This is a genomic window from Burkholderia aenigmatica, assembly GCF_048627025.1.
Taxonomy (GTDB): Bacteria; Pseudomonadota; Gammaproteobacteria; order Burkholderiales; family Burkholderiaceae; genus Burkholderia; species Burkholderia aenigmatica.
In genome coordinates, this window is record NZ_CP184469.1 from 2,408,893 (window position 1) to 2,431,252 (window position 22,360).

At 68.0% G+C, this 22,360-nt stretch carries 15 protein-coding genes; 3 read left to right on the forward strand and 12 right to left on the reverse strand.

Annotation, left to right across the window (positions count from 1 at the left end; translation table 11 throughout):
• Positions 1–54: 54 nt before the first annotated feature.
• The 6 genes from ACN8ZM_RS27790 to ACN8ZM_RS27815 form a co-directional block, all read right to left on the reverse strand.
• Entirely contained in the window at positions 55–1,191 is a 1,137-nt protein-coding gene (locus ACN8ZM_RS27790; protein WP_043178386.1) for an ABC transporter ATP-binding protein, read from the reverse strand.
• 35 nt (positions 1,192–1,226) lie between these two features.
• The gene (locus ACN8ZM_RS27795) at positions 1,227–2,057 is read right to left on the reverse strand and encodes a carbohydrate ABC transporter permease (protein WP_089453659.1); all 831 of its coding nucleotides are present in this window, start codon (positions 2,055–2,057) and stop codon (positions 1,227–1,229) included.
• A 1-nt stretch (position 2,058) separates the two neighbouring features.
• On the reverse strand, positions 2,059–3,015 hold the full coding sequence (locus ACN8ZM_RS27800; protein ID WP_420211334.1) for a carbohydrate ABC transporter permease: 957 nt from the start codon (positions 3,013–3,015) through the stop codon (positions 2,059–2,061).
• 68 nt (positions 3,016–3,083) lie between these two features.
• Entirely contained in the window at positions 3,084–4,352 is a 1,269-nt protein-coding gene (locus ACN8ZM_RS27805; RefSeq protein ID WP_043178391.1) for an ABC transporter substrate-binding protein, read from the reverse strand.
• Between the two features lie 157 nt (positions 4,353–4,509).
• The gene (locus ACN8ZM_RS27810; RefSeq protein WP_420211335.1) at positions 4,510–7,113 is read right to left on the reverse strand and encodes a PAS-domain containing protein; all 2,604 of its coding nucleotides are present in this window, start codon (positions 7,111–7,113) and stop codon (positions 4,510–4,512) included.
• Between the two features lie 4 nt (positions 7,114–7,117).
• Positions 7,118–7,840 carry a winged helix-turn-helix domain-containing protein gene (locus ACN8ZM_RS27815; protein ID WP_043178396.1) on the reverse strand — a complete coding sequence of 241 codons (723 nt, stop codon included), beginning with the start codon at positions 7,838–7,840 and terminating at the stop codon, positions 7,118–7,120.
• Positions 7,841–8,421: 581 nt separating this feature from the next.
• Between ACN8ZM_RS27815 and ACN8ZM_RS27820 the strand changes: the two genes are divergently transcribed.
• Entirely contained in the window at positions 8,422–9,285 is an 864-nt protein-coding gene (locus tag ACN8ZM_RS27820) for a crotonase/enoyl-CoA hydratase family protein (protein ID WP_043178398.1), read from the forward strand.
• A gap of 48 nt (positions 9,286–9,333) precedes the next feature.
• Here ACN8ZM_RS27820 and pdeR read toward each other — a convergent pair whose 3' ends face one another.
• The 4 genes from pdeR to ACN8ZM_RS27840 all read right to left on the reverse strand — a co-directional run bounded on the left by pdeR (position 9,334) and on the right by ACN8ZM_RS27840 (position 17,815).
• On the reverse strand, positions 9,334–11,337 hold the full coding sequence (gene pdeR / locus ACN8ZM_RS27825; protein ID WP_043178401.1) for a cyclic di-GMP phosphodiesterase: 2,004 nt from the start codon (positions 11,335–11,337) through the stop codon (positions 9,334–9,336).
• A 563-nt stretch (positions 11,338–11,900) separates the two neighbouring features.
• Positions 11,901–15,545 carry a hydantoinase B/oxoprolinase family protein gene (locus tag ACN8ZM_RS27830; protein ID WP_420211336.1) on the reverse strand — a complete coding sequence of 1,215 codons (3,645 nt, stop codon included), beginning with the start codon at positions 15,543–15,545 and terminating at the stop codon, positions 11,901–11,903.
• Between the two features lie 119 nt (positions 15,546–15,664).
• Entirely contained in the window at positions 15,665–16,963 is a 1,299-nt protein-coding gene (locus tag ACN8ZM_RS27835; protein ID WP_043178405.1) for an MFS transporter, read from the reverse strand.
• Between the two features lie 78 nt (positions 16,964–17,041).
• A complete protein-coding gene (locus ACN8ZM_RS27840) occupies positions 17,042–17,815 on the reverse strand; it encodes a putative hydro-lyase (protein WP_089453663.1) in 774 nt (257 codons plus the stop codon).
• Between the two features lie 211 nt (positions 17,816–18,026).
• Here ACN8ZM_RS27840 and ACN8ZM_RS27845 point away from each other — a divergent pair, with 211 nt between their 5' ends.
• Together ACN8ZM_RS27845 and ACN8ZM_RS27850 are read left to right on the forward strand one after the other, a co-directional pair.
• Positions 18,027–18,959, forward strand: coding sequence for a LysR family transcriptional regulator (locus ACN8ZM_RS27845; RefSeq protein ID WP_089453664.1), 933 nt, complete (start codon positions 18,027–18,029; stop codon positions 18,957–18,959).
• Positions 18,960–19,127: 168 nt separating this feature from the next.
• A complete protein-coding gene (locus tag ACN8ZM_RS27850) occupies positions 19,128–20,033 on the forward strand; it encodes a hypothetical protein (protein ID WP_420211337.1) in 906 nt (301 codons plus the stop codon).
• A gap of 88 nt (positions 20,034–20,121) precedes the next feature.
• On the opposite strand, the gene ACN8ZM_RS27855 is transcribed toward ACN8ZM_RS27850, so the two are convergent.
• Positions 20,122–21,822, reverse strand: a complete 1,701-nt coding sequence (locus tag ACN8ZM_RS27855) for a hypothetical protein (protein ID WP_420211338.1) — start codon at positions 21,820–21,822, stop codon at positions 20,122–20,124.
• 197 nt (positions 21,823–22,019) lie between these two features.
• Positions 22,020–22,346 (reverse strand): antibiotic biosynthesis monooxygenase family protein, encoded by a 327-nt coding sequence (locus ACN8ZM_RS27860; RefSeq protein ID WP_039354446.1) that lies wholly within the window; start codon positions 22,344–22,346, stop codon positions 22,020–22,022.
• Positions 22,347–22,360: the final 14 nt, after the last annotated feature.

The window sequence follows — 22,360 nt, forward strand, 5'->3', positions numbered from 1 at the left end:
GCGGCCATGCGCCGTGGCCGCCTGAAACCTGTGGCTGGATTCGCCGCGTGCCGCTCAGGCGATCGCGAGCGCCGGCGCGGCAGGCTCGCGCGGCGTCCGTGCCGCCGCGCGTCCGTCCGGATGAAACAGATGCAACGCGCCGGCCGGCAGATCGACGCGCAGGCGGTCACCGATCCGCGCGCCGCCGGCATCGGTCTTCGCCACGATCGGCTGGCCGCACAGCGGTGTGTCGAGATACAGATAGGTGTGTTCGCCCATCTGCTCGACGTGCGCGACCTGCCCCGTCACCGCACCGGTGCCAACCCGCACGTGCTCGGGGCGGATGCCTAGCGTCACGCCGGTGCCCGCCTCGAGGCTGTCGCCGGACACGCTGGCGTCGAGCGGGTAGTTGCGTGCCAGCGCGCGAACCTCGGTACGGCTTGCCGCCGCAACGCTTGCCGGCAGGAAGTTCATCGCGGGCGAGCCGATGAAGCCGGCGACGAACTGGCTCGCCGGACGGTGGTACAGATCGAGCGGCGTGCCGATCTGGGCGATGCTCGGGATCCCGCTGCGTCCTTCGAGCGGCCGCAGCAGCACGATCTTGTCGGCGAGCGTCATCGCCTCGACCTGGTCGTGTGTCACGTAGATCATGCTGGTGCTGTCAAGGCTGCGGTGCAGCTTCGCGATCTCGACGCGCGTCTTCACGCGCAGCGCCGCATCGAGGTTCGACAGCGGTTCGTCGAACAGGAACACTTTCGGCTTGCGGACGATCGCGCGACCGATCGCGACGCGCTGCCGCTGGCCGCCGGACAGTGCGCCGGGTTTGCGTTCGAGCAGCTCGCCGAGGCGCAGCGACTCGGACGCGAGCCGCACCCTCCGGTCGATCTCGTCCTTCGGCAAGCGGAGATGACGGAGCCCGAACGCCATGTTTTCGTAGACGGACATGTGCGGATAGAGCGCATAGCTCTGGAACACCATCGCGATGTCGCGCTGCGCAGGTGCGAACGTGTTGACACATCGACCATCGATCCACACGTCGCCCGCGCTTTGCTCCTCGAGGCCGGCGACGATCCGCAGCAGTGTCGACTTGCCGCAGCCCGACGGGCCGATGAATACGCAGAACTCGCCCGGCTCGACCGTGAGATTCACGTCGCTGAGAATGGGGGCCGTGCCGAACTGCTTGTGGAGGCCGTTCAACTTGATCTGACTCATGTTTTCCCTCTTGATCCTGATCGGGTCGAGACGCGTCAACCCTTGACCGCGCCGGCGGTCAGGCCGGAGACGATGTGTCGCTGAAACACCAGCACCAGCAGCACGAGCGGCACCGTGACGATGACCGACGCCGCCATGATGGTTCCCCATGGCAATTCGTAGCTGCTCGCGCCCGAGATCATCGTGATCGCGACGGGTACCGTGCGCTGCTCCGACGAGATCGTGAAGGTCAGCGCGAACAGGAACTCGTTCCATGCCGACACGAACGCAAGCAGCGACGTCGCGGCCAGCGCCGGCCGCAGCAGCGGCAGGAAGATCCGGAAGATCAGCGTGAACACGCCGACCCCGTCGACGAGTGCCGCTTCCTCCAGCTCGCGCGGCAACTCGCGCATGAACGTGACGAGAATCCAGATCGTGAACGGCAGCGTGAAGATCAGATCGGACAGCACCAGTGCGCCGAGGTGGTCGTACAGGCCGAGCGCGCGGACCAGCTCGAACAGGCCCGACAGGATCGCGACCTGCGGAAACATCGACACGCCGAGAATGCACATCATCAGCACCCCGCGCCCGCGGAACGACACGCGGCCGAGCGCATACGCGGCGAGCACCGACACCGCGAGCGACAGCGCGACCGCGCCGCCCGCGACGAGCGCCGAGTTCAGCAGGTACGCGCCGAACGGCTGGTCGCGAAACAGCTGGCGATAGTTGTCGAGCGACGGGCTCGCGGGGAACAGGGATGTATCGAACAACGCGTCACCATGCTTGATCGACGTGCCGATCATGTAGATGAACGGGAACAGCGCGATCACCAGCACGAGCGCCGACAGCAGCCCGTGAATCGCCATGTCGAGCGGATGCTTCTTCATGTCACGCCTCCTGCATCCGGCGGCGGCTGAGCGCCATGTAGCCGATGGTGAACAGCACGATCGTGACGAACAACAGCATCGCCGACGCCGACCCGAACCCGACCTGCTGGAAATCGATCAACTGCTCGCGCACATAGACCGACATGCTTTTGGTGACCCGGCTGTTCGACGTCATCACGTAGATCAGGTCGAACACGCGCAGCGCGTCGAGCGAGCGGAAGATCATCGCGACCAGCACGCCGGGCAGGATGAGCGGCAGCGTCACCGACCGAAACACGCGCCAGCGCGGCACGCCGTCGACACGCGCGGCCTCGTAGCAATCGCGCGGCACGGTCTGCAGCGCGGCGAGCATCAGCAACGCCATGAACGGCGTGGTCTTCCACACGTCGACGAGCACGATGGTCGGGAAGACGAGCTGCGCATCGGCGGTGAACGCGAGCGGCTCATGGATCGCGCCGATCGACATCAGCATCGCGTTGACGATCCCGAACTGGTCGTTGAGCATCCAGCTCCAGATCTTCGCCGATACGACGGTCGGGATCGCCCACGGCACGAGCACGGCCGCACGCAGCAGCGTACGCAGCCGCGACGGCACGTCGAGCAGCAGCGCGACGCCGAGCCCGGTGCTCGTCTCGAGCACCACCGACACGACGGCGAACAGAACGGTATTGCCGACGGCCTGCCACCAGGCCGGATCGCGCAGCACGCCCGCTGCGCCGAGATAGTTGTCGAGGCCGACGAAATGACGCTGCGACAAGTCGGATAGCTGCGCGTCGGTCAGGCTGAACCACGCGGTGCGCAGCAGCGGCCAGCCGGCGATGGCCGCCAGCGCGAGCAGCGCAGGCGTCACCAGCAGCCACGCCTGGCGTCGGCGCGCGTGAGCGAGCCCGGTCCGCGCCCGGACGGGCACACCAGCAAATGAAGGACTACTACTGATTTCGATGCTTCCGGTTCTCATTCGATGTCTCCTTTCAGGCCGGCACCCTACAAAGGCCGGCCCGATCGATCAAGCGCGCGCCGCGGCGCTCAGTGCCAGCTGCCGCCCGGCGCGAGCCGTTTAAGAGCGACCGCGAGCCGCGCGAGCGCGCCCGATGCGGTGTCGCTGCCGGCGAGCACGTCGTGCGCGGCGTTCCAGAACTGGTTGCTGACCTGGTTGTACTTCGCGCCCGTCACGGTCGATGGCCGTGCGACCGCCGTGCTGAAGGTCGGCAGCAGGTCGGCCATGAACGGGTTGGCCTGCAGGATGTCCTTGTCGCGATACAGCGCCGGAAGCGTCGGGTTGTACGACCCCTGGATCGCACGCATCTTCTGCACTTCCGCGCTCGACAGGTACATCACGAGATCGGCGGCCAGTTTCGGATTCGGCGAGTAACGCGACACGGCGAGCTGCCATCCGCCCAGCGCGGCGGCCGGGCGGCCGTCGGCGCCGCCCTTCGGCAGCGGCGCAATGCCGACCTTGCCCTTGATCGGGCTGCCCGTGCGATTCGCGATCGCCCACGCGTAGGGCCAATTGCGCATGAACACGGCATTGCCGGCCTGGAACACGCCGCGCGCCTCCTCTTCGCCGTAGTTCAGCACGGCCTTCGGGCTGATCGTGCCGACCCATTTCGCCGACTGCTCGAGCGCCTTGACCGCGCCCGGGTTGTCGATCGTCACGCGCCCCTTGTCGTCGACCACCGTGCCGCCGTTGTAGCTGCTGATCCATTCGAGCGCATCGCAGGTCAACCCTTCGTACGCGCGCCCCTGCCACACGTAGCCCCAGACCTTTTCGTTGCCTGCGCTGCGCTCGCCCGACTGGATCCTGCGCGCGGTGGCGTCGAGCTCATCCCACGTTGCGGGTACTTTCACGCGATACTTGTCGAGCAGGTCCTTGCGGTAGTAAAGCAGCCCCGTATCGATGAACCACGGCATCGCGACCAGCCTGCCGTTCACCGTATCGTTCGCGACGATGCTCGGGAACGACTGGCTTTCGAACCCTTTGCTGTACGGCTTCAGGTCGATCAGGTGGTTCGCGAGGATGCCCGGCCAGACCGTATCGATCTGCATCACGTCGATCTTGTCCGAACCGCTACCGAGCAGTTGCTGATAAAGCGCCAGCGTCTCGCTCGAGTTGTTTGGCATGCTGATGAATTCGACCTCGTTTCCGGTCTTCTCGGCCCAGCGCTTCGCCGAGACCTGGCAAATATCCTGGTCGACGCCGGCTGCGCCACATGCGATCCGCAGCGTCGTCGCGCCGGCCGTGGCAGCCGTCATCGCGAGCGCCATCGTCAGCAAACCTGCCTTGAGCTTCGTCATTCGGTGTCTCCAGTTTTTTTCGAATCGTTCGAATCGCGCGCCGCGGTGTCGCGAGCGCGTCGCCGGGTGCCGTGGGTCTATGAGACTCCAGTCCGGTTAATCGAAAATTTCGGAAACGCGGCGCGCCATTAACAATCGAAACAATCGCCGTCGCGCGTCAGCCCAGCAGCGCGGCGAGTGCCGCGAGATCGAACGGCTTCGGCACGAACGGCAGGTCTGCGCGCCAGTCGGGATGGGTCTGATGAATCTCGGGCGGCAAGCCCGAGGTCAGCACGACGCGCTGTGCCGGCCAGCGCTCGGCGAGCCGCGCCGCGAACGCGATGCCGCTGCCGCCCGCGCCGAGCGAGATGTCCGACAGCACGAGCGTGACGGGGCCGTGCTCGGCCAGCCAGCGGAATGCCGCGTCGCCGGTCGCCACCGCGTCGGCCCGCGCGCCGAGCGCCGCGAACTGGCTGAGCGCCGTGTCGCGCACCTCGGGATCGTCGTCCACCACGAGCACGCGAGCACCGGCTTGTCCGGCAACGGGCGCGGCCGCAACGACGGCCGGTACGCCGCGCCGTTCGGGTGCGGCGCACTCGGGCAGCCACAGGTCGACGCGCGTTCCCTGGCCGACCTCGCTGTGAATGCGCAGATCGCCGCCGCTCTGGCGCACGAAGCCGTAGACGCTGCTGAGCCCGAGCCCGCTCCCCTCGCCGGCCGCCTTGGTCGTGAAAAACGGCTCGATCACCTTGTCGAGCAGCACCGGCGCGATTCCGCAGCCCGTGTCGGTGACACTCAGCACGATCGCCGGCGGCGCCGCGGCACCGTCCGCCGCCGGCTCGCGGCGCGCGGCCAGCGCCAGCGTCCCGCCGTCCGGCATCGCGGCTGCGCTGTTGAGCGTCAGGTTGAGGACCGCGTTCTCGAGCTGACCGCGGTCGACGTTCACCCACATCGCGTCGGCGGCCGGCTCCAGCACGACGGTCACGCGCTGGCCCGCCGAGTATTCGACGAGATCGAGCATCTCCGCGAGCATCGCCCTGACCGACACGCGTTCGGCCTGCAGCGGCTGGCGCCGCGCGAACGCGAGTAACCGCCGCGTGAGCCGCGACGCGCGTTCGGCCGCGCGGCGCGCCCGCTCGGCCATCGTCTGCGCGTCCTGCTGCCCGTCGAGCCGCGGCAGCAGCAGCTCCAGGTTGCCGAGTATCGCGACAAGGAAGTTGTTGAAATCGTGCGCGACGCCGCCCGTCAACTGGCCGAGCACGTCCATCTTCTGTGCCTGGCGCAACTCTGCCTCGACCGCGCGCCGGCTCGTCAGGTCGCGGCAGACCGCCACCCATCCGCCGTCCGGAAGCGGCTGGCAGTGGAATTCGAGGGTTCGATGGTCGCGCAGGTGCAGCTCGGCCGATGCGGCAATGCGCGCGCCGTCCGACGTGCGGGTCGCGGTCTCGCGCGACACCTGGCGCCAGCGCGCGGGCTGATGCATGGCCTGCCGCAGCGTCGCGAGCGACAGGCCCGCATGCAGCGCGCCCGGGTCGATCCCGAGCAGCGTCGCGAAGGTCGGATTCCACGCGATCAAGCTGCCGTGCGTGTCGTGGACGGACACCCCGTCGTTCATCGAGTTGAGCACCGACTCCTGCAGGCGGCGCTGCGACTCGAGCCCCTGGGTCAGTTGCTCTTTCTCGATCAGGTTGGTGCGGAACACCTCGAACGCGCGCGCCAGCTCGCCGATTTCGTCCGGCCGATGCGTCGACGGCATCTGGTCGGACGTGATCCCTTTCGCGAGTCGCGCCATCACGCGCGTCATCGCCTGCAACTTGTGCAGGATGCGGCTCGCATACGCGACGCCGAGCAGCGCCACGGCGACGCCCGCGACGGCCAGCAGCAACAGGCCCGACTGGCTCGACACCGCGACCTTGCGCACCTTGTCACTGCGTTCGCTGGCGATCTGCCGCAACCGCTCGACGTAGCGCGCCGACTTGCCGCTCAGGTGGTCCGCGTGGCCGCGCAGGAGCGTGACGAGATAGCCCGTCTGCGCTTCGCTCGACAAGAACTCGCGGCGCACCGCGAACGCGTTGCGCGTGCCGCCATCGAGGCGCTGCAGCGCGTCGGCAAGCGCCGGCTGGCGACGGTCTTCGCCGCGTTCACGCACGCGCAGCCACAGCGCCTCGTTATCGCTTTCCGCGCTGCCGAGCTCCGCCGCGTTCGCTGCCTGCAGCGCACCGGCCGTGCGTGCCCAGATCTCGAGCAGCGTCGGCGCGCGCTGCGCGATCACGCTCTTGTCGCGCGCGATGCTGTCGCCGATGCGGTCGTTCGCGAGGCGCAGGTCGCTCAACTCCTCCTTGAGCTGCCGCTGCCGGCCTGACACGATCAGCAGCCGGGCGAGATCCTGGTCGATCGCGTCGAGATCGTCGATCACGGCAAGTTGTTCGCCCGCCTTCGCGGCGGGGCCAGGCTGTTTGCCGAAGCCGGGCGACAGCCGCCGGATGTCGCCGAGCAGGCCGCGCAGCAGCTCGGTGTCGTTGTGAAGCAGGTCCGGCGAATCGGTCAGCATCATGCTCGGCGCGACCGCGGCGAGCTGCGCGACCTTGTCCGACAACTCGAGCGCGCGGGCAATCTCCGGCACGACGTTCGCTTCGTATTCGTCGAGCGCGTTCTGGTTCGCGCGCATGCCGAGCACGCCGACCACCACGACCGCGAGCGTGATGCCGAACAGCAGCAGAAACGTCGCGATCAGCTTGGCCCGGACACTCCAGGGCGGCACCAGCCTGAACGTCGTCCGCATCGCGTCACACGCGCACGACGGGTACCGCGAACACATAGCCGATACCACGCTGCGTGCGGATATAGGTCGGCTGCTCGGGGTTCGGCTCGATCTTGCGGCGCAGGCGCAGGATCAGCACGTCGATCGTCCGGTCGTACACGTCGATGCCGAAGCCGCGCGTATGTTCGAGCAACTGGTCGCGGGACCAGACGCGCGACGGCTGCTGCACCATCGCGGCGAGCAGCTCGAATTCGCCCTGCGTCAGCGCGCACGGATTGCCGCCGTGCGTCAGCGTCCGCGCGGCGAAATCGAGCGTCCAGCCGTCGAAGCAGAAGCGCGGGCCGCCGCCGTTCGGTGCGGGACGCGGCATCGACAGCTCGGTCGTGCGGCGCAGCTGCGCGCGCACGCGCGCGATCAGCTCGCGCCCGGACACCGGCTTCGTGATGAAATCGTCCGCCGCGGTTTCGAGGCCGAGCACGCGGTCCGTCTCGTCGCCCAGCCCGCTGATCATGATGATCGAGACGTCGGACCGGCGTCGCAGCTCGCGCGCCACCGTCAGGCCATCCTCGCCGCGCAGCTTCAGGTCGAGGATGACGAGCGCGTGCGGCGCGGCGGCCAGTTGCTGCTGCATCATCGCCGCGCTGTCGGCCGTCGATACGTCGAACCCTGCCTCTTCCAGCACGACCCTCAACCAGGCGCGCACCTCCGGATCGTCGTCCAGTACCAGGACCCGATGTTTCTCTGACATACGTGTTCTCCTCCATGCCGGCCGCGCTCGGAACGCGCGGCCGTGCCGGATGCGAATGTTGGCTGAAGCCGACCGACTCTGGCAAGTTCCGTCGGATGCCGGCCGCGGAGGAGATCTGCGTCCCTGCGTGCGGAACGGGGCGCGCAGATATGAACGGGCGCGCGATTCTAACGCCGCAAAGAATTTGCCGGATCCCCGTCGGCACCCGTGAATACCCTGCACGGCGAGCGGTCGCGACACGCTCCCCGCATTGCCAATGCGCGGTTACGACTGCCTGCGTCGCACGCGGCATTGCCGCGCCGTTCTCAAGTTTGCCGTCATGCGGCCTGCCCGCATTCCGTCGTCACGTCCGGAACGCCGCGATACCGGCCCGGCCGGACGCTCCCCGCGCCTCGACCGTTTGTCCTCGACCGCCGTCCAGCACGGGCCCGCGCGCCTCTCCGGTGACCCATTCCACAGATACGCCGAATGTGCGCGCGCAACAATGGCGATGCCTCGCGCCCGGCGCCCGGCGGGAACTCGCCTCCCGCTCGGCACCGGGCGCGATGGTCTTCAAAAACCACATCTCACGAGGACATACCATGCAACTCCAATCCCATCCCGCGTGCCGCCCGTTTTATGAAGCCGGCGAACTCACGCAACTGACTGCCTTTTATGAAGAGGGACGTAATGTCATGTGGATGATGCTGCGATCGGAGCCGCGGCCGTGCTTCAACCAGCAACTCGTTACCGACATCATCCATCTCGCACGCGTCGCGCGCGACTCGGGCCTGCCGTTCGACTTCTGGGTGACGGGCTCGCTCGTCCCCGAGCTGTTCAACGTCGGCGGCGACCTGAGCTTCTTCGTCGACGCGATCCGCAGCGGCAAGCGTGACCTGCTGATGGCCTATGCGCGCTCGTGCATCGACGGCGTGTACGAGATCTACACGGGCTTCGGTACCGGCGCGATCTCGATCGCGATGGTCGAGGGCAGCGCGCTCGGCGGTGGCTTCGAGGCCGCGCTCGCGCATCACTACATGCTCGCGCAGAAGGGCGTGAAGCTCGGGTTCCCCGAGATCGCGTTCAACCTGTTCCCGGGCATGGGCGGCTATTCGCTGGTCGCGCGCAAGGCCGATCGGGGTCTCGCGGAGCAGTTGATCGCGACCGGTGAAGCGCACGCGGCCGAGTGGTACGAGGATCGCGGCCTGATCGACCAGACGTTCGACGCGGGCGACGCGTATCTCGCGACGCGCACCTTCATCGACGTGACGAAGCCGAAGCTGAACGGCGTGCGCGCGATGCTGCGCGCCCGCGAGCGGGTGTTCCAGCTGACGCGCTCCGAGCTGATGGACATCACGGAAGCGTGGGTGCATGCGGCGTTCACGATCGAGCCGAAGGATCTCGCGTACATGGAACGCCTCGTGATGCTGCAGAACCGGCGCGTGTCGAAGCTGCGCACGGTGTAATGCGACGGGCGCCGCCGCGTGCCGGCGGCGCCCGTTCGTGAACGAAGCTCAGGCGATCAGCCTGAGCTTTCTCGTCTCCGCGAGCCACGCCTCGAACGCCTGCGCCGGCATCGGGCGCGCGTAGTAGTAGCCCTGCGCGTGATCGACGTCGAGTTGCTTGAGGAACTCGGCTTCCGCATGCGTTTCGACGCCTTCGGCAACCACCGCGAAATTCAGCGCCTTCGCGAGCGACACGACCGAGCGCACCAGCGCCTGCGAGCGCGGATTGCGGTCGATGCCCGTGATGAAGCTGCGGTCGAGCTTGATCGCGTCGAGCGGCAGGCGCGACAGCTGCGACAGCGACGAATAGCCGGTGCCGAAATCGTCGAGATGGATCTCCGCGCCGAGCTGGCGGAACTGGCGCATCAGCCCGTTGGCCGCATCCTCGTCCTCGATGAAGCAGCTTTCGGTCAGCTCGATATCGAGCAGGCCGGGCTTCAGCCCCGCGGCGTCGAGGATCGACGCCAGCTGGTACACGATGTTCATGTCCTGCAACTGCCGCGCGGACACGTTCACCGCGATCCGGATACCGAGCCCCTTCGCCTTCCAGGCGGCGGCCTGCGCGGCCGCGCTGCGCATCACCCAGCGCCCGAGCGGCGCGATCAGGCCCGACTCCTCCGCGAAGCGGATGAACTCGACCGGCGCGACGAGCCCGCGGTCGGGCGACTGCCACCGGACCAGCGCCTCGACACCGTGCACGTCGCCGGTCGCGATATCGACGACCGGCTGGTAGTGCAGCACGAACTGCTCTTCCTCGAGCGCCTTGCGCAGGTTCGTGTCGAGCCACATGTACTTCGCGACCTTCTGGTTCATCTCCAGCGAGAACACGCGATACGTGTGCTTGCCCTCTTCCTTCGCGACGTACATCGCGGTATCGGCGCTGCGGATCAGCGTCTCGAGCGAATCGCCGTGCTGCGGATGCATCGCGATGCCGATCGAGCAGCTCGTGTAGACCTCCATCAGCCCGAGATGGATCGGCGTGCGCAGCCGTTCGAGGATGATCTGCGCGGTCGCTTCGAGCAGCGGCCGCGTGCCGTGCTCGAACAGCACGAGGAATTCGTCGCCGCCGAGCCGCGCGAGCGTCGCGCCGGACGGCAGGCAGCCGCTGATGATCGACGACACGTCCTGCAGCAGCCGGTCGCCGGTGATGTGCCCGTAGTGATCGTTGACGCGCTTGAAGTTGTCGAGATCGAGGAACAGGATGCCGACCTGCCCGCGCGACGCGGCGGTCTCCGCGGCGATCGCCGCGTGGATGCGCTCGCTGATCGCATGGCGGTTCGGCAGCCCGGTGAGCACGTCGGTGTTCGCGAGTTCGCTGAGCCGCTGCTGCGCGCTGCGCTCCTCGGTGATGTCGATGCCCGAGCAGATCAGGAACTGCTCGTCGACGCCGCTGCCGCTCTGCACGAACTTGTTGCGGAACTGGAACAGGCGCGGCCCGTTGACCGTGTTGATGTAGCGCTCGACCGCGAACGAGTGGTTGCTCGCGAAAAAGCCCGAGATGTTGCTGCGCGACTGCGCGCCCTGCTCGGGGCTCATGAACAGCTCGAACGCGCTGCGGCCGATCACGTCGACCTCGCGCTTGCCCGTCACTTCCTCGCACAGGCGGTTGAAGCGCTGCACCATCCCGTTGCGGTCGAGGATCACGACGAGCGAATTCACTTCGGACACGACCTGCTCGGCAAACGCGAGCCCGTGCGCGAGATCGCCCGCGACGGATTCGGTATCGGAATACGCGGAGGCCGTGCCGGCCCAGTCGGTCGTGTCGACCTTCCGGCCGACGAGATGGAGGCTGACGGGCTGGCCGAACAGCGCGATGTCGAGCACGAGGTGCGACGTAACGCCGGTCAGCGCGCGGATGCGCGCGGCCTGTTCGACCGTCAGCGCAACGGCGACGTTGGTCAGGCCGCGGACGGCCGCCAGTTCGAGTGCATTGCTGTCGCTGCCGAGACGCCAGCAGGGGCTGCGCGTACCGACATGCGCCTCGAGCACCGCGCTATCGTTTTCGTCATCCATGGAGACGCCCCGATCCAGAAAAAACGCACAGTGTAGACGGAGCGAGCCGGCCGCCCGCCGTTCCGGGCCGCGCGTCGCGCGCACCCGGAACGGCGGCCGTGATTGCCGTGATGATGGGCCTCGTCCCGTACTTGTTTCCAGCTAATGCGACCCGGCGTTCGCGCGTGATGCGCGCAGGTTGTGCCTAACGAATGATGAGAGCCATCTTATCAAATGACGATCATGATGGGCACTCACATTTAGAGCAGAGTGTCAAGGAATCGGGACTCGATTGGCAAGCCGGATTTTTCATGATTGGCAGCCCGCTCAATCGCGGTTGCGGCGGTGCGCAACGGGTTCGGCGAGACGGGCTGAGCGCCCCGCCAGGCGGGCGTTTGCGGCTGATTCCAGGATTCGGTGGCAGCGATGTGACAGGATCGTGGCGACAGGGTCGGATCGCATGCCGGCGACCCGATTTTCCGTCATTTTTGATTCCGTTCGTGCGTTAATGCGCGGCTTTATTCCACAGTCTGTTGCAATGTCGCCTCGCACCCGGCGCGGGGTGCCCGCGCCGGGTGTACGGCTCAGCCCGCCGCGCCGTATCCGCCGCCGCCCGGGGTTTCGACGACGAACACGTCGCCCGGCGCCATCTGCGCGCGGCCGATATGGTCGAGCGCCTCGACCGTGCCGTCCGCGCGCTCGATCGTGTTGCGGCCGAGCGCGCCGGCCTCGCCGCCCGCCGCGCCGAACGGTGCGTGGATCCGGTTGTTCGACAGGATCGACGCGGTCATCGGCTCGAGGAAGCGGACCCGCCGCACTGCGCCGTCGCCGCCGCGCCAGCGCCCGCCGCCGCCCGACCCGGCGCGGATCCGGTGCGAGTCGAGCCGCACCGGGTAGCGCCATTCGAGCACCTCCGGATCGGTGAGCCGCGAGTTCGTCATGTGCGTCTGCACCGCGCCGACGCCCGCGAAACCGTCGCCGGCACCGCTGCCGCCCGCAATAGTCTCGTAGTATTGGTAGCGATCATTGCCGAATGTGAAGTTATTCATCGTGCCCTGGCTCGACGCGACGCAACCGAGCGCGCCGTACAGCGCGTTGGTGACCGCCGACGACGTCTCGACGTTGCCCGACACGACCGCCGCCGGATACTCGGGGTTCAGCATCGAGCGCGCGGGCACGATCACCGTGAGCGGCTTCAGGCAGCCGGCGTTCAGCGGGATGTCGTCGCCGACCAGCGTGCGGAACACGTACAGCACGGCGGCCATGCACACGGCCTTCGGCGCGTTGAAGTTGTTGTCGAGCTGCGCGGACGTGCCCGTGAAATCGATTTCCGCGCGCCGCGCCGCCCGGTCGACGCGGATCGCGACGCGAATCTCCGCGCCGTTGTCGAGCGGGTAGCGGTACGCGCCGTCCTGCAGCGCGCCGATCACACGCCGCACGGCCTCTTCCGCGTTGTCCTGCACGTGCCCCATGAACGCGAGCACGACGTCGCGGCCGAACTGCGCGACCATCCGGCGCAATTCGTCGACGCCCTTCTGGTTCGCGGCGACCTGCGCGCGCAGGTCGGCCATGTTCTGCTCGACGTTGCGCGCCGGGTAGCGGCCCGACGCGAGCAGCGCGCGGGTGTCCGCATCGCGCAGCGTGCCGGCCGACACGAGCTGCCAGTTGTCGATCAGCACGCCCTCTTCGTCGATGTGGGTCGAATCGGGCGGCATCGAGCCCGGCGTCGTGCCGCCGATATCCGCGTGGTGGCCGCGCGAGCCGACATAGAACAGCGGCGCGTCCGAGCCGTCCGCGAACACCGGCGTGATGACGGTCACGTCCGGCAGGTGCGTGCCGCCGTGATACGGGTCGTTCAGCATGAATACGTCGCCGTCGCGCATGCGGCCGCGATTGCGCTCGATCACCGTGCGGATGCTCTCGCCCATCGAGCCGAGGTGCACGGGCATGTGCGGCGCGTTCGCGATCAGGTTGCCGTCGCCGTCGAAGATCGCGCACGAGAAGTCGAGGCGCTCCTTGATGTTCACCGAGTACGCGGTGTTCTGCAGCCGCAGCCCCATCTGCTCGGCGATCGACATGAACAGGTTGTTGAAGATCTCGAGCCGCACCGGATCGGCGTCGGTGCCGAGCGAGCGGCGTGTCGGCAGCGGCGTGACGCGCGTCAGCACGAGGTTGCCCTGCGCGGTCATCTGCGCGCGCCAGCCGGGCTCGACGACGGTCGTGCCGTTCTTCTCCGCGACGATCGCCGGGCCGTCGATCGCGTCCCCGGCCAGCAGCGTGTCGCGTACGTACAGCGCCGCGGCGTGCCATTGGCCGCCGGAATGGAAGCGCACCGCGGAATGGGCGCGCAGCGCGGCGTTATCGCCGTCGCCGCGCGGTGCGAGCGGCGCGATCTCCACCGGCGCGTCGGAGCGGCCGATCGCCTCGACCGATGCGAGTTCGGCCACGAGCGGCGTGCCGGGCATCAGGAACGCGTAACGCTGCCGGTACGCGGCCTCGAACGCCTGCTGCATCGCCGCAACACTGCCGGCCGGCACGTCGAGCGCCGAGTCGGTGCCCTGGTAGCGCAGGTGCACGCGGCGCTCGGTCGCGATCCGCTCCGGCGGCACACCCTGTTCGAGCAGCGCGCCGACCGCCTCGTCGGCCAGCCGGTCGAGCGCGGCATTCAGCGCCGGCAGCGAATCGTCCGACAACACGGCCTCGACCGCCCGCTCGCGCATCGCGGTCTGGTCGGCGAGCCCCATTCCGTATGCGGACAGCACGCCCGCAAGCGGATGCGCGAACACCTGCGTCATCCCGAGCGCGTCGGCCACGCCGCACGCGTGCTGGCCGCCCGCGCCGCCGAACGTCGTCAGCACGTAGCGCGACACGTCGTGGCCGCGCTGCACGGAGATCTTCTTGATCGCGTTCGCCATGCTGCCGATCGCGATCTCCAGGAAGCCTTCGGCGAGCGCCTCGGGCGTCTCGCGCCGCCCCGTCGCCGCGTGGATCTCGTCGGCGAGCGCGGCGAACTTCGCGACCACGCCGTCGCGGTCGAGCGGTTCGTCCGCCTGCGGGCCGAACACGCGCGGGAAATGATCGGGCTGGATCTTGCCGAGCATCACGTTGCAGTCGGTCACCGTCAGCGGGCCGCCGCGCCGGTACGCGGCCGGCCCCGGGTTCGCGCCGGCCGATTCGGGCCCGACGCGCAGCCGCGCGCCGTCGAAGCCGAGCACCGAGCCGCCGCCGGCGGCGACCGTGTGGATGCTCATCATCGGCGCGCGCATCCGCACGCCGGCCACCTGCGTCTCGAACACGCGCTCGAACTCGCCGTGGTAGTGCGACACGTCGGTCGACGTGCCGCCCATGTCGAAGCCGATCACGCGCTCGAAGCCGGCCGCCTGCGCGGCGCGCACCATCCCGACGATGCCGCCGGCCGGGCCCGACAGGATCGCGTCCTTGCCCTGGAACGCGTCGGCGCGCGTCAGCCCGCCGCTGCTCTGCATGAACTGCAGGTTCACGCCCGGCATCTCGTGCGCGACCTGCTCGACGTAGCGGCGCAGGATCGGCGACAGGTACGCGTCGACCACGGTCGTATCGCCGCGCGACACCATCTTCATCAGCGGCGACACCTCGTGCGACACCGACACCTGCGTGAAGCCGATGCGGCGCGCGAGGTCCGCCAGCGCGCGTTCGTGCGCGGTGTAGCGATAGCCGTGGATCAGCACGATCGCGAGTGCGCGCACGCCCGAGTCGAACACGCGGCGCAGCGACGCTTCGGCACCCTGGACATCGAGCGGCACGACGACGTCGCCGTGCGCGCCGATGCGCTCGTCGATCTCGACGACGGTCTCGTACAGCGCGTCGGGCAGCACGATGTCGAGATCGAACAGGCGCGGCCGGTTCTGGTACGCGATGCGCAGCACGTCGCGAAAGCCGCGCGTCGTCGCGAGCGCGGTGCGTTCGCCCTTGCGTTCGAGCAGCGCGTTGGTCGCGACCGTCGTGCCCATCTTCACCATGTCGACGCGCTGGGGCGTGATCGGCTCGCCGGCCGCGAGGCCCAGCAGGTGGCGGATCCCGGCCACGGCCGCGTCGCGGTACTGCTCGGGGTTCTCCGACAGCAGCTTGTGCGTGACGAGCGTGCCGTCGGGCCGGCGCGCGACGATGTCGGTGAACGTGCCGCCGCGGTCGATCCAGAATTGCCAGCGTGCGGCGTCGGACGGAACGGGGGAAAGGTGTCGGTCAGTCATGATGTCGGGTCGATGCGTCGTTGAATCGAAGGACGAGCGCCGCCGCACGGCGCGCGTCGCGCGCCGTGTCACGGGGTCGATGAAAGGGGAAAAAATTGAAGGGCGGAGCGCCCTGCCGCTTACGCGGCGTCGAGTTCGCGGCCGCGTGTCTCGGGCAGCGTCAGCGCGGCGACGATCACCACGCCGTACGCGGCGACCGCGAAGATGCCGATGCTCATGCCGAGCCCGTATTGCTTGGACAGCGCGCCGATCAGGAACGGGAACAGCGCACCGATCGCGCGGCCCACGTTGTAGCAGAAGCCCTGGCCGGAGCCGCGCACGCGGGTCGGGAACAGTTCGGTGAGGAACGCGCCCATCCCCGAGAAGATGCCCGACGCGAAGAAGCCGAGCGGGAAGCCGAGCCACAGCATCGATGCGTTGGTCAGGTTCAGCGACGTGTACGCGAACGCGATCACCATCGAGCCGACCGCGAACAGGATGAAGTTCGGCTTGCGGCCGAGGCGGTCGGTCAGGTACGCGCTCGTCAGGTAGCCGACCCACGAGCCGAAGATGATCATCGCGAGATAGCCGCCGGTGCCCATCACGGTGAGGTGGCGCTCGGTCTTCAGGAAGGTCGGCAGCCACGTCGTGATCGCGTAGTAGCCGCCCTGCGCACCGGTCGTCAGCAGCGCCGCGCGCAGCGTCGTCGTGATCAGCTTCGGCGCGAAGATCTCGGTGAGGCGCGGTGCATCGGCCACCTTCGCCTGCGCGGCCTTCTCCTTCTCGTAGACGTCCGGCTCCTTCACGTAGCGGCGGATCGCGACGACCAGCAGCGCCGGTGCCAGCCCGACGAGGAACAGCGCGCGCCACGCCTGCTCGGCCGGCAGCACCGAGAACAGCAGCGCATACAGCAGCGCGCACAGGCCCCAGCCGATCGCCCAGCCCGACTGCACGAGGCCGACCGCCTTGCCGCGGTCGCGCGCGCGGATCACTTCGCCGATCAGCACCGCGCCGGCCGTCCATTCGCCGCCGAAGCCGAAGCCCATCAGCGCGCGCGCCGCGAGCAGCTGGTGGTAGCTCTGCGCGAGCCCGCACAGCGCGGTGAACACCGCGAACCACAGCACGGTGAGCTGCAGCGTGCGCACGCGGCCGATCCGGTCGGACAGGATGCCGGCGATCCAGCCGCCGAGCGCCGACGCGAGCAGCGTGATCGTGCCGATGAAGCCGGCATCCGCAAGCGAGATGCCCCAGGTCGCCACCAGCGTCGGGATCACGAACGACAGCATCTGCGTGTCCATTCCGTCGAGCATGTAGCCGACCTTGCAGCTCCAGAACGCGCGGCGCTCGCGCGGCTGCGCGTCCCCGTACCACGAGAACAGGCCGTTGCGCTCGGGGCTCGCGGGCTCCGCGGCGCTCGCCGCGAGGGTCTTGCTTTCCATGGTGGTGCTCCTGTCGTTATGCGCCGTCAAATGGCGATCGTCCGTGCGGTATGTCGTGCGGGTCGTCGTTGCCCCAGCTCAGAATATGGCCAGCGACGCGTTCGTGATGTCGGTCATCAGCATGTGGCCCGGCGTGTGCGCAATCGCGATCGGCAGCTTCGCGTCCATCAGCGCGGTTTGCGGCGTCACGCCGCACGCCCAGAACACCGGCAGCTCGCCGTCGCGGATCGTCACTGCATCGCCGAATTCGGGCGCGTTCAGGTCGGCAATGCCCAGTTCGCGCGGATCGCCGAGATGGATCGGCGCACCGTGCACGCCGGGGAACCGGCTCGTGATCTGCACCGCGCGGATCGCGTCGGCGCCGCGCATCGGCCGCATCGACACGACGAGCTGGCCGCCGAAGATCCCCGCGCGGCGGTTCGGAATCGACGTGCGGTACATCGGCACGTTGCGCCCCTCCTCGACGTGGCGCAGGCCGATCCCTTCGCGGGCCAGCATGTCTTCGAACGAGAACGAGCAGCCGATCGCGAACACGACGAAATCGTCGCGCCACAGCGCTTCCAGCGATTCGACGCGTTCGGTCAGGCGGCCGTCGCGGTAGACGTTGTAGCTCGGCACGTCGGTGCGGATGTCGAGATCCTCGCCGAGCGCGTCGACCCGGAACGCGCCCGGTTCGCCGACACCCAGCAGCGGGCACGCTTTCGGGTTCGCCTGGCAGAAGCGCAGGAAATCGTGCGCGACCGCTTCGGGCAGGATCGCGAGGTTCGCTTGCGCGTACGGGCCGCAGTGGCCGGCGGTCGGGCCGCGGAACGCGCCGCGGCGCACGGACTGGCGGAATTCGGAAGGCGTCATGGTGGTCAAGGCTTGTGGCAGATCGGTGTGTCGGCAGGATGACGATGGCGTGTCATCGGATACGGCGAAGAATAGAAAAGAAAAAATTTTGCCGCCAACGAGTTTTTTTGCGCTTCGTGTATAGAATTTCTTAACGGATCTCGGGGTTTTCCCCGGCTCCGTTCACTTTTCCTCACCGGCACAGTGCGCCTCCACCGTCCGTCCGACCGCCATGAACACGCGTTTTCTCGAAACCTTCGTCACGCTCGCGAAGCTGCGCAACTTCCGTACGACGGCCGCCGCGCTGCACGCGACGCCGGCCGCGATCTCGCAGCGCCTGAAGGCGCTCGAGGACGAACTGCAGACCGTCCTCGTCGACCGCGACAGCCGCGAATTCCGCCTCACGCCGAACGGCGAATACCTGCTCGGCTATGCGAAAGCCGTGGTCGAGGCGACGCAGGAGCTGCAGGCCGCTGCGTCCGGCGAGAGCGCGCTGCGCGGCAAGCTGCGGCTCGGCGTGATCGAGACCGTCGTACACAGCTGGCTGCCGCACTATATGCGGCGGCTCGCGGCCGATTATCCGCAGCTGGAAATCGACCTGACCGTCGACGTCAGCGTCGTGCTGCAGCGCCGGCTGATGGCGGGCGAGCTCGACCTGATCATCCGCGTGGAAGGCAGCGACGAGGCGTCGGTCGTGTGCGATGCGCTCGCGAACTATCCGGTGCGCTGGATCGCGCGTGCCGGATTGCTGCCGAATGCGCGCACGGGGCTCGCGCGGCAGGTGCTGCGGCAGCCGATTCTCACCTACGGGCGCGGTACGGCGCCGCATCGTGCGCTGGAGGACATCGTGCGTACGCTCGCGCACACGCACGGCGTACCGCTGTCGGACACGCGCATCACCGGCTCGCCGTCGATCTCGGTGATCGTGCAGCTCGTGCGCGACGGGTTTGGCGTGGCGGCGATTCCGAGTCTGTTCGTCGATGCGCTGATCGAAAGCGGTGAAGTCGTCGAGCTGCCGCTGCAACCTTCGCCGCCGTCGATCGTCGTGTCGATGTCGCGGCGGGCGGATGCGCCGCGGTTCGTGCACGGCGCGGCCACTGCCGCGCGGGCCGCATGTCACGAGTATTGCGAGAAGAGCAAGCGGTTGCTGGTCGAAGCGCTTTGATGCGGTGCGGGCCGGCGGGGGGCGAGGCCGGGTGTCCGGTGCGCATTCGACATCGCCGCGCGAATCGCCCACAATCGCCTGCGACGCGTGCGCGCCACGCGTCGTGAATGCCGGCACGGCCGTCCGGCATCGACCGCGTCGCTCGCCCCTGCACAACAAGAAGGCAACATGCAGACTCGTACCGCTTCCGCTCGCCTGAACCTCGCGCGCGCCGTCCTCGTCGCGCTGTACGTCGTGTCGCTGCTGCTGCCGGTCGCCGCCGAACCGCCGAATGCGATCGGCGCGGTGCACTGGTGGCGCGGTTACATGGTGCTCGTGATCGGCCCGCTCGCGATCCTCGACCTGCAATTCGCGTGGCTCGGCAACCCGCTGCTGATCGTGGCGCTGATCAAGCCGAACCGTGTCGTGTCCGCACTGCTCGCCGTGGCCGTGGCCTTCGCGCTCGGATGGCACACGATTCCGACCGGCCCGGACTTCAAGCCGATCCACGCTTTCGGCATCGGGTACTACCTGTGGCTTGCGGCCATGGTTGGCGGCGCCGCGTTGCCGTGGATCGGCGGGCACGGGAACAAGGACGTCGTCGCGCCTGCAACGGGGATCGGGCCGGATGAACCGGTCGATCCAATGGATGCGATGGATGCCGCCGCGTCCGCCGGCGCCGGCGACGCGGCGCAACCGGGGACCGCACCGTCACCGCCTCTTTCGCCCATCCCGTCGAGCCGCTGGGTCGTAACCACGACCGGTACACGCATCGAGGCGACCGACCCGCAGGGCACGACGCACGGAATCGCGCTGGCCGACCTCGGCGCGGTCGTGATCGAAACCAACGACCAGGGGCCCTACGAATCGGACGTGTGGTGGATCCTGTTCGATACGAACAAGCAGTTCGCGTGCGGGTTCCCGCAGAACGCCGACGGTGTGAAAGCGGCGGTCGATCGGCTGCTCGACCTGCCAGGCATCGATCACCGCAAGGTCATCGACGCGCAGACGTCGGTCCAGAACGCGATGTTCCCGATCTGGCAGCGCGCGGCGCAAGCGGAGCCGAAGGACGGTGAAGCGCAACGCACCGATTGAACCCGCGCTAAGACACAGTTGAAAGGCCCGGCCGCGGAAACGCGCAGCCGGGCCTCTGTCACCCGGTATCAGCCGGGGCTCGCTCGCCTCAGTGCGACCGCCCCGTATCCGTCCCCGGTGCGAACTCGATCCCCCGCAGCACTTCCGCAAACTTCGCAGTCCGCAGCACGGCGAACTGCTCGTGCGCGGCCGTCGTTGCGCTCGTGTTCTTCAGCACGTCACGCACCGCAACCAGACGGTTCGGATCCGCCCCGACATCGCCGTTGCCGCTGACCGTCGACGTAATCGCCCAGATCGTCACCGTGCCGTCGCGTTCGACGCGGCCGGTCAGGTTGCGCAGGCCAGCCGTCGCCGGTGCCCACGGCAGGCCCGTCGCCGAATTGTTGCCCGCCGGGTAGCCGGCAACCGAATACGGCTGACCGAGGTTCAGCCCGTTCTGCAGCGTATAGGCGAGCTTCCACTGCTTCGCGCCCGCGTCGTAGACCCACTTCTGCAGGCCCGCCGTCGTCTGCGCAGCCGCGTGCGTGTACAGGTCCGCGCCGCCCGTGTAGCCGTCGCCTTCGTCCGCGACATACAGCGTGTTCGCGTCAGCAAACCAGATCCCGAACGGATAGGAGAGCGTCGTCGCGGTCTTGTTCGGCGTGGTCGGGAAGCCGGCCAGCACGCACATGTTGTTCGGCAGGCCCGTCGTCTGCAGCGTGGCCGCGTTGTATGCGAGCGGCGCCGTCGGCAGCACGGCCTTCGGCGACGGCACGCCGACGCCCGACGGGCACGCGGTGCCGGTCGTATCGACGAAGTACACGGTGTTCACGCCGTTGCCGCCGCTGCCCTTCGTGTAGTACACGACGTTGTCGTGCACCGCGATGCCGCGGAAGTTGTCGTCCTTGCCGATCTTGTCGGCCTTCGCGCCGAGTTCGGTGACCGAGAAGCTCGCGAGCGGCGTCGGCACGCCCGGATCCTGCTGCGTTTCGTGATGCTTCGCGCCGTCGACGAGCTGCGCGCCCGCGCCGAGGATCACGTTGTCCGGTTGCGGGTTCGAGCCGTTGCCGGCGTTGCCCGACGTGTAGTACATCTCGCGGCCGTCGCGATTGTTCAGGATCGCCGCGCGGCCGTTGTTGCCGCTGTACGCGTTCGTCTCGGTGAAGCGGAAATGCCCGTGGCGATCGACGCGCGCGATCGCGCGATAGACGTTCTGCCCGTCCGGGTTCGTCGTATCGACCGCGAGCGGCGTGTTCGAGTTCGACACGTCGATCGCGTTGACCGGCGCGACGTAGCCCATGAACGTCAGATAGCTGCCGTCGAGGGACAGGTGCAGGCCGAGTTCCGACTTCGAGCTGAAGCTCGTCACCATCTGGTCGTGCGCGAAGCCTTTGTGCAGGCTGTTCGGCACTTCGAGCGTGCTGACGACACCGCCGGCCGGCGTGATCTGGTCGAGGAAGATGCGCGACGTGATGCCGAAGCTGCCGTCGTAGCGGTCGTTGTTCCACACGTACGGATAGGTGCCGTCGTTCGGCGCGCCGGCAGCCGCGCCGCAACCGCCGGTCGTCTTCGCGCAGTTCGGCGGCAGGATCACGCCGGGCTGGACGTTGCTCGACACGTTGTCGTACACGCTGCGGCTGAGCACCAGGAAGCCGGGCACGAACCCCGGTGCAAAACGGCTGTCGCCGCCGTCGTCATGCGGGGCAGCCTGCGCGCCGATGCTCGCGGCGATCAGCGTGAGTGCGAAGACAGGAACGGTACGATCGCGGAGCGCGCGGCGGCGCTTCGCGGACAAGGCGAAATTCGGCATGGACAAGGCTCCGTACGACATCGAGTGAGGACGTTGTTGGTGGACAGACTGACGACGTGAAGCCTCGCCACCTTAGCCATGCTTGATGAAGAATTGATTGCACGCGATCTCGCGGAAACCCGTGCGCAAACACGGGTTGCCGAGTGCGGCGCCTTGTTATTTATCCGTAATGCGAAAGAAATGAATCAGACAGCCATTCAGGCGGATTGCCCCGCATGCGGCTGCGTGAGCTTGCCGTCGCCATACTCGCGCAACACTTTCGAAATCACCACGCGATAGCCGTCCAGCCAGCGCGCCTGCTTCGTCTTCGCTTCGAGATGCGCCGGGTGCTGCATCAGTTGCTGCAGCGCCGCCTCCGACTCCCAGTAGTAGACGTTCTGGATCAGCCCCGATTCGGCGTTCTCCCACGTCTCCTCGCCGAGATAGCCGGGCGTCGCGCGCGCCATGTCGGCGATCTGCCGGTCGAGCCGGTGGAATTCGTCGTCGTATTGCCCGGCTCGGAAAATGAAGGTCGACGCGTACATGCCCGCTCCATCGA

Excerpts from the sequence above, each read along its gene's own strand:
- ACN8ZM_RS27790 (WP_043178386.1), bottom strand. The coding sequence starts at position 1,191 with ATGAGTCAGATCAAGTTGAACGGCCTCCACAAGCAGTTCGGCACGGCC.
- ACN8ZM_RS27800 (WP_420211334.1), bottom strand. The coding sequence starts at position 3,015 with ATGAGAACCGGAAGCATCGAAATCAGTAGTAGTCCTTCATTTGCTGGT.
- ACN8ZM_RS27855 (WP_420211338.1), bottom strand. The coding sequence starts at position 21,822 with ATGCCGAATTTCGCCTTGTCCGCGAAGCGCCGCCGCGCGCTCCGCGAT.
- ACN8ZM_RS27840 (WP_089453663.1), bottom strand. The coding sequence starts at position 17,815 with ATGACGCCTTCCGAATTCCGCCAGTCCGTGCGCCGCGGCGCGTTCCGC.
- ACN8ZM_RS27830 (WP_420211336.1), bottom strand. The coding sequence starts at position 15,545 with ATGACTGACCGACACCTTTCCCCCGTTCCGTCCGACGCCGCACGCTGG.
- ACN8ZM_RS27805 (WP_043178391.1), bottom strand. The coding sequence starts at position 4,352 with ATGACGAAGCTCAAGGCAGGTTTGCTGACGATGGCGCTCGCGATGACG.
- ACN8ZM_RS27835 (WP_043178405.1), bottom strand. The coding sequence starts at position 16,963 with ATGGAAAGCAAGACCCTCGCGGCGAGCGCCGCGGAGCCCGCGAGCCCC.
- ACN8ZM_RS27810 (WP_420211335.1), bottom strand. The coding sequence starts at position 7,113 with ATGCGGACGACGTTCAGGCTGGTGCCGCCCTGGAGTGTCCGGGCCAAG.
- ACN8ZM_RS27795 (WP_089453659.1), bottom strand. The coding sequence starts at position 2,057 with ATGAAGAAGCATCCGCTCGACATGGCGATTCACGGGCTGCTGTCGGCG.
- ACN8ZM_RS27845 (WP_089453664.1), top strand. The coding sequence starts at position 18,027 with ATGAACACGCGTTTTCTCGAAACCTTCGTCACGCTCGCGAAGCTGCGC.
- ACN8ZM_RS27815 (WP_043178396.1), bottom strand. The coding sequence starts at position 7,840 with ATGTCAGAGAAACATCGGGTCCTGGTACTGGACGACGATCCGGAGGTG.
- ACN8ZM_RS27820 (WP_043178398.1), top strand. The coding sequence starts at position 8,422 with ATGCAACTCCAATCCCATCCCGCGTGCCGCCCGTTTTATGAAGCCGGC.
- ACN8ZM_RS27850 (WP_420211337.1), top strand. The coding sequence starts at position 19,128 with ATGCAGACTCGTACCGCTTCCGCTCGCCTGAACCTCGCGCGCGCCGTC.
- pdeR (WP_043178401.1), bottom strand. The coding sequence starts at position 11,337 with ATGGATGACGAAAACGATAGCGCGGTGCTCGAGGCGCATGTCGGTACG.
- ACN8ZM_RS27860 (WP_039354446.1), bottom strand. The coding sequence starts at position 22,346 with ATGTACGCGTCGACCTTCATTTTCCGAGCCGGGCAATACGACGACGAA.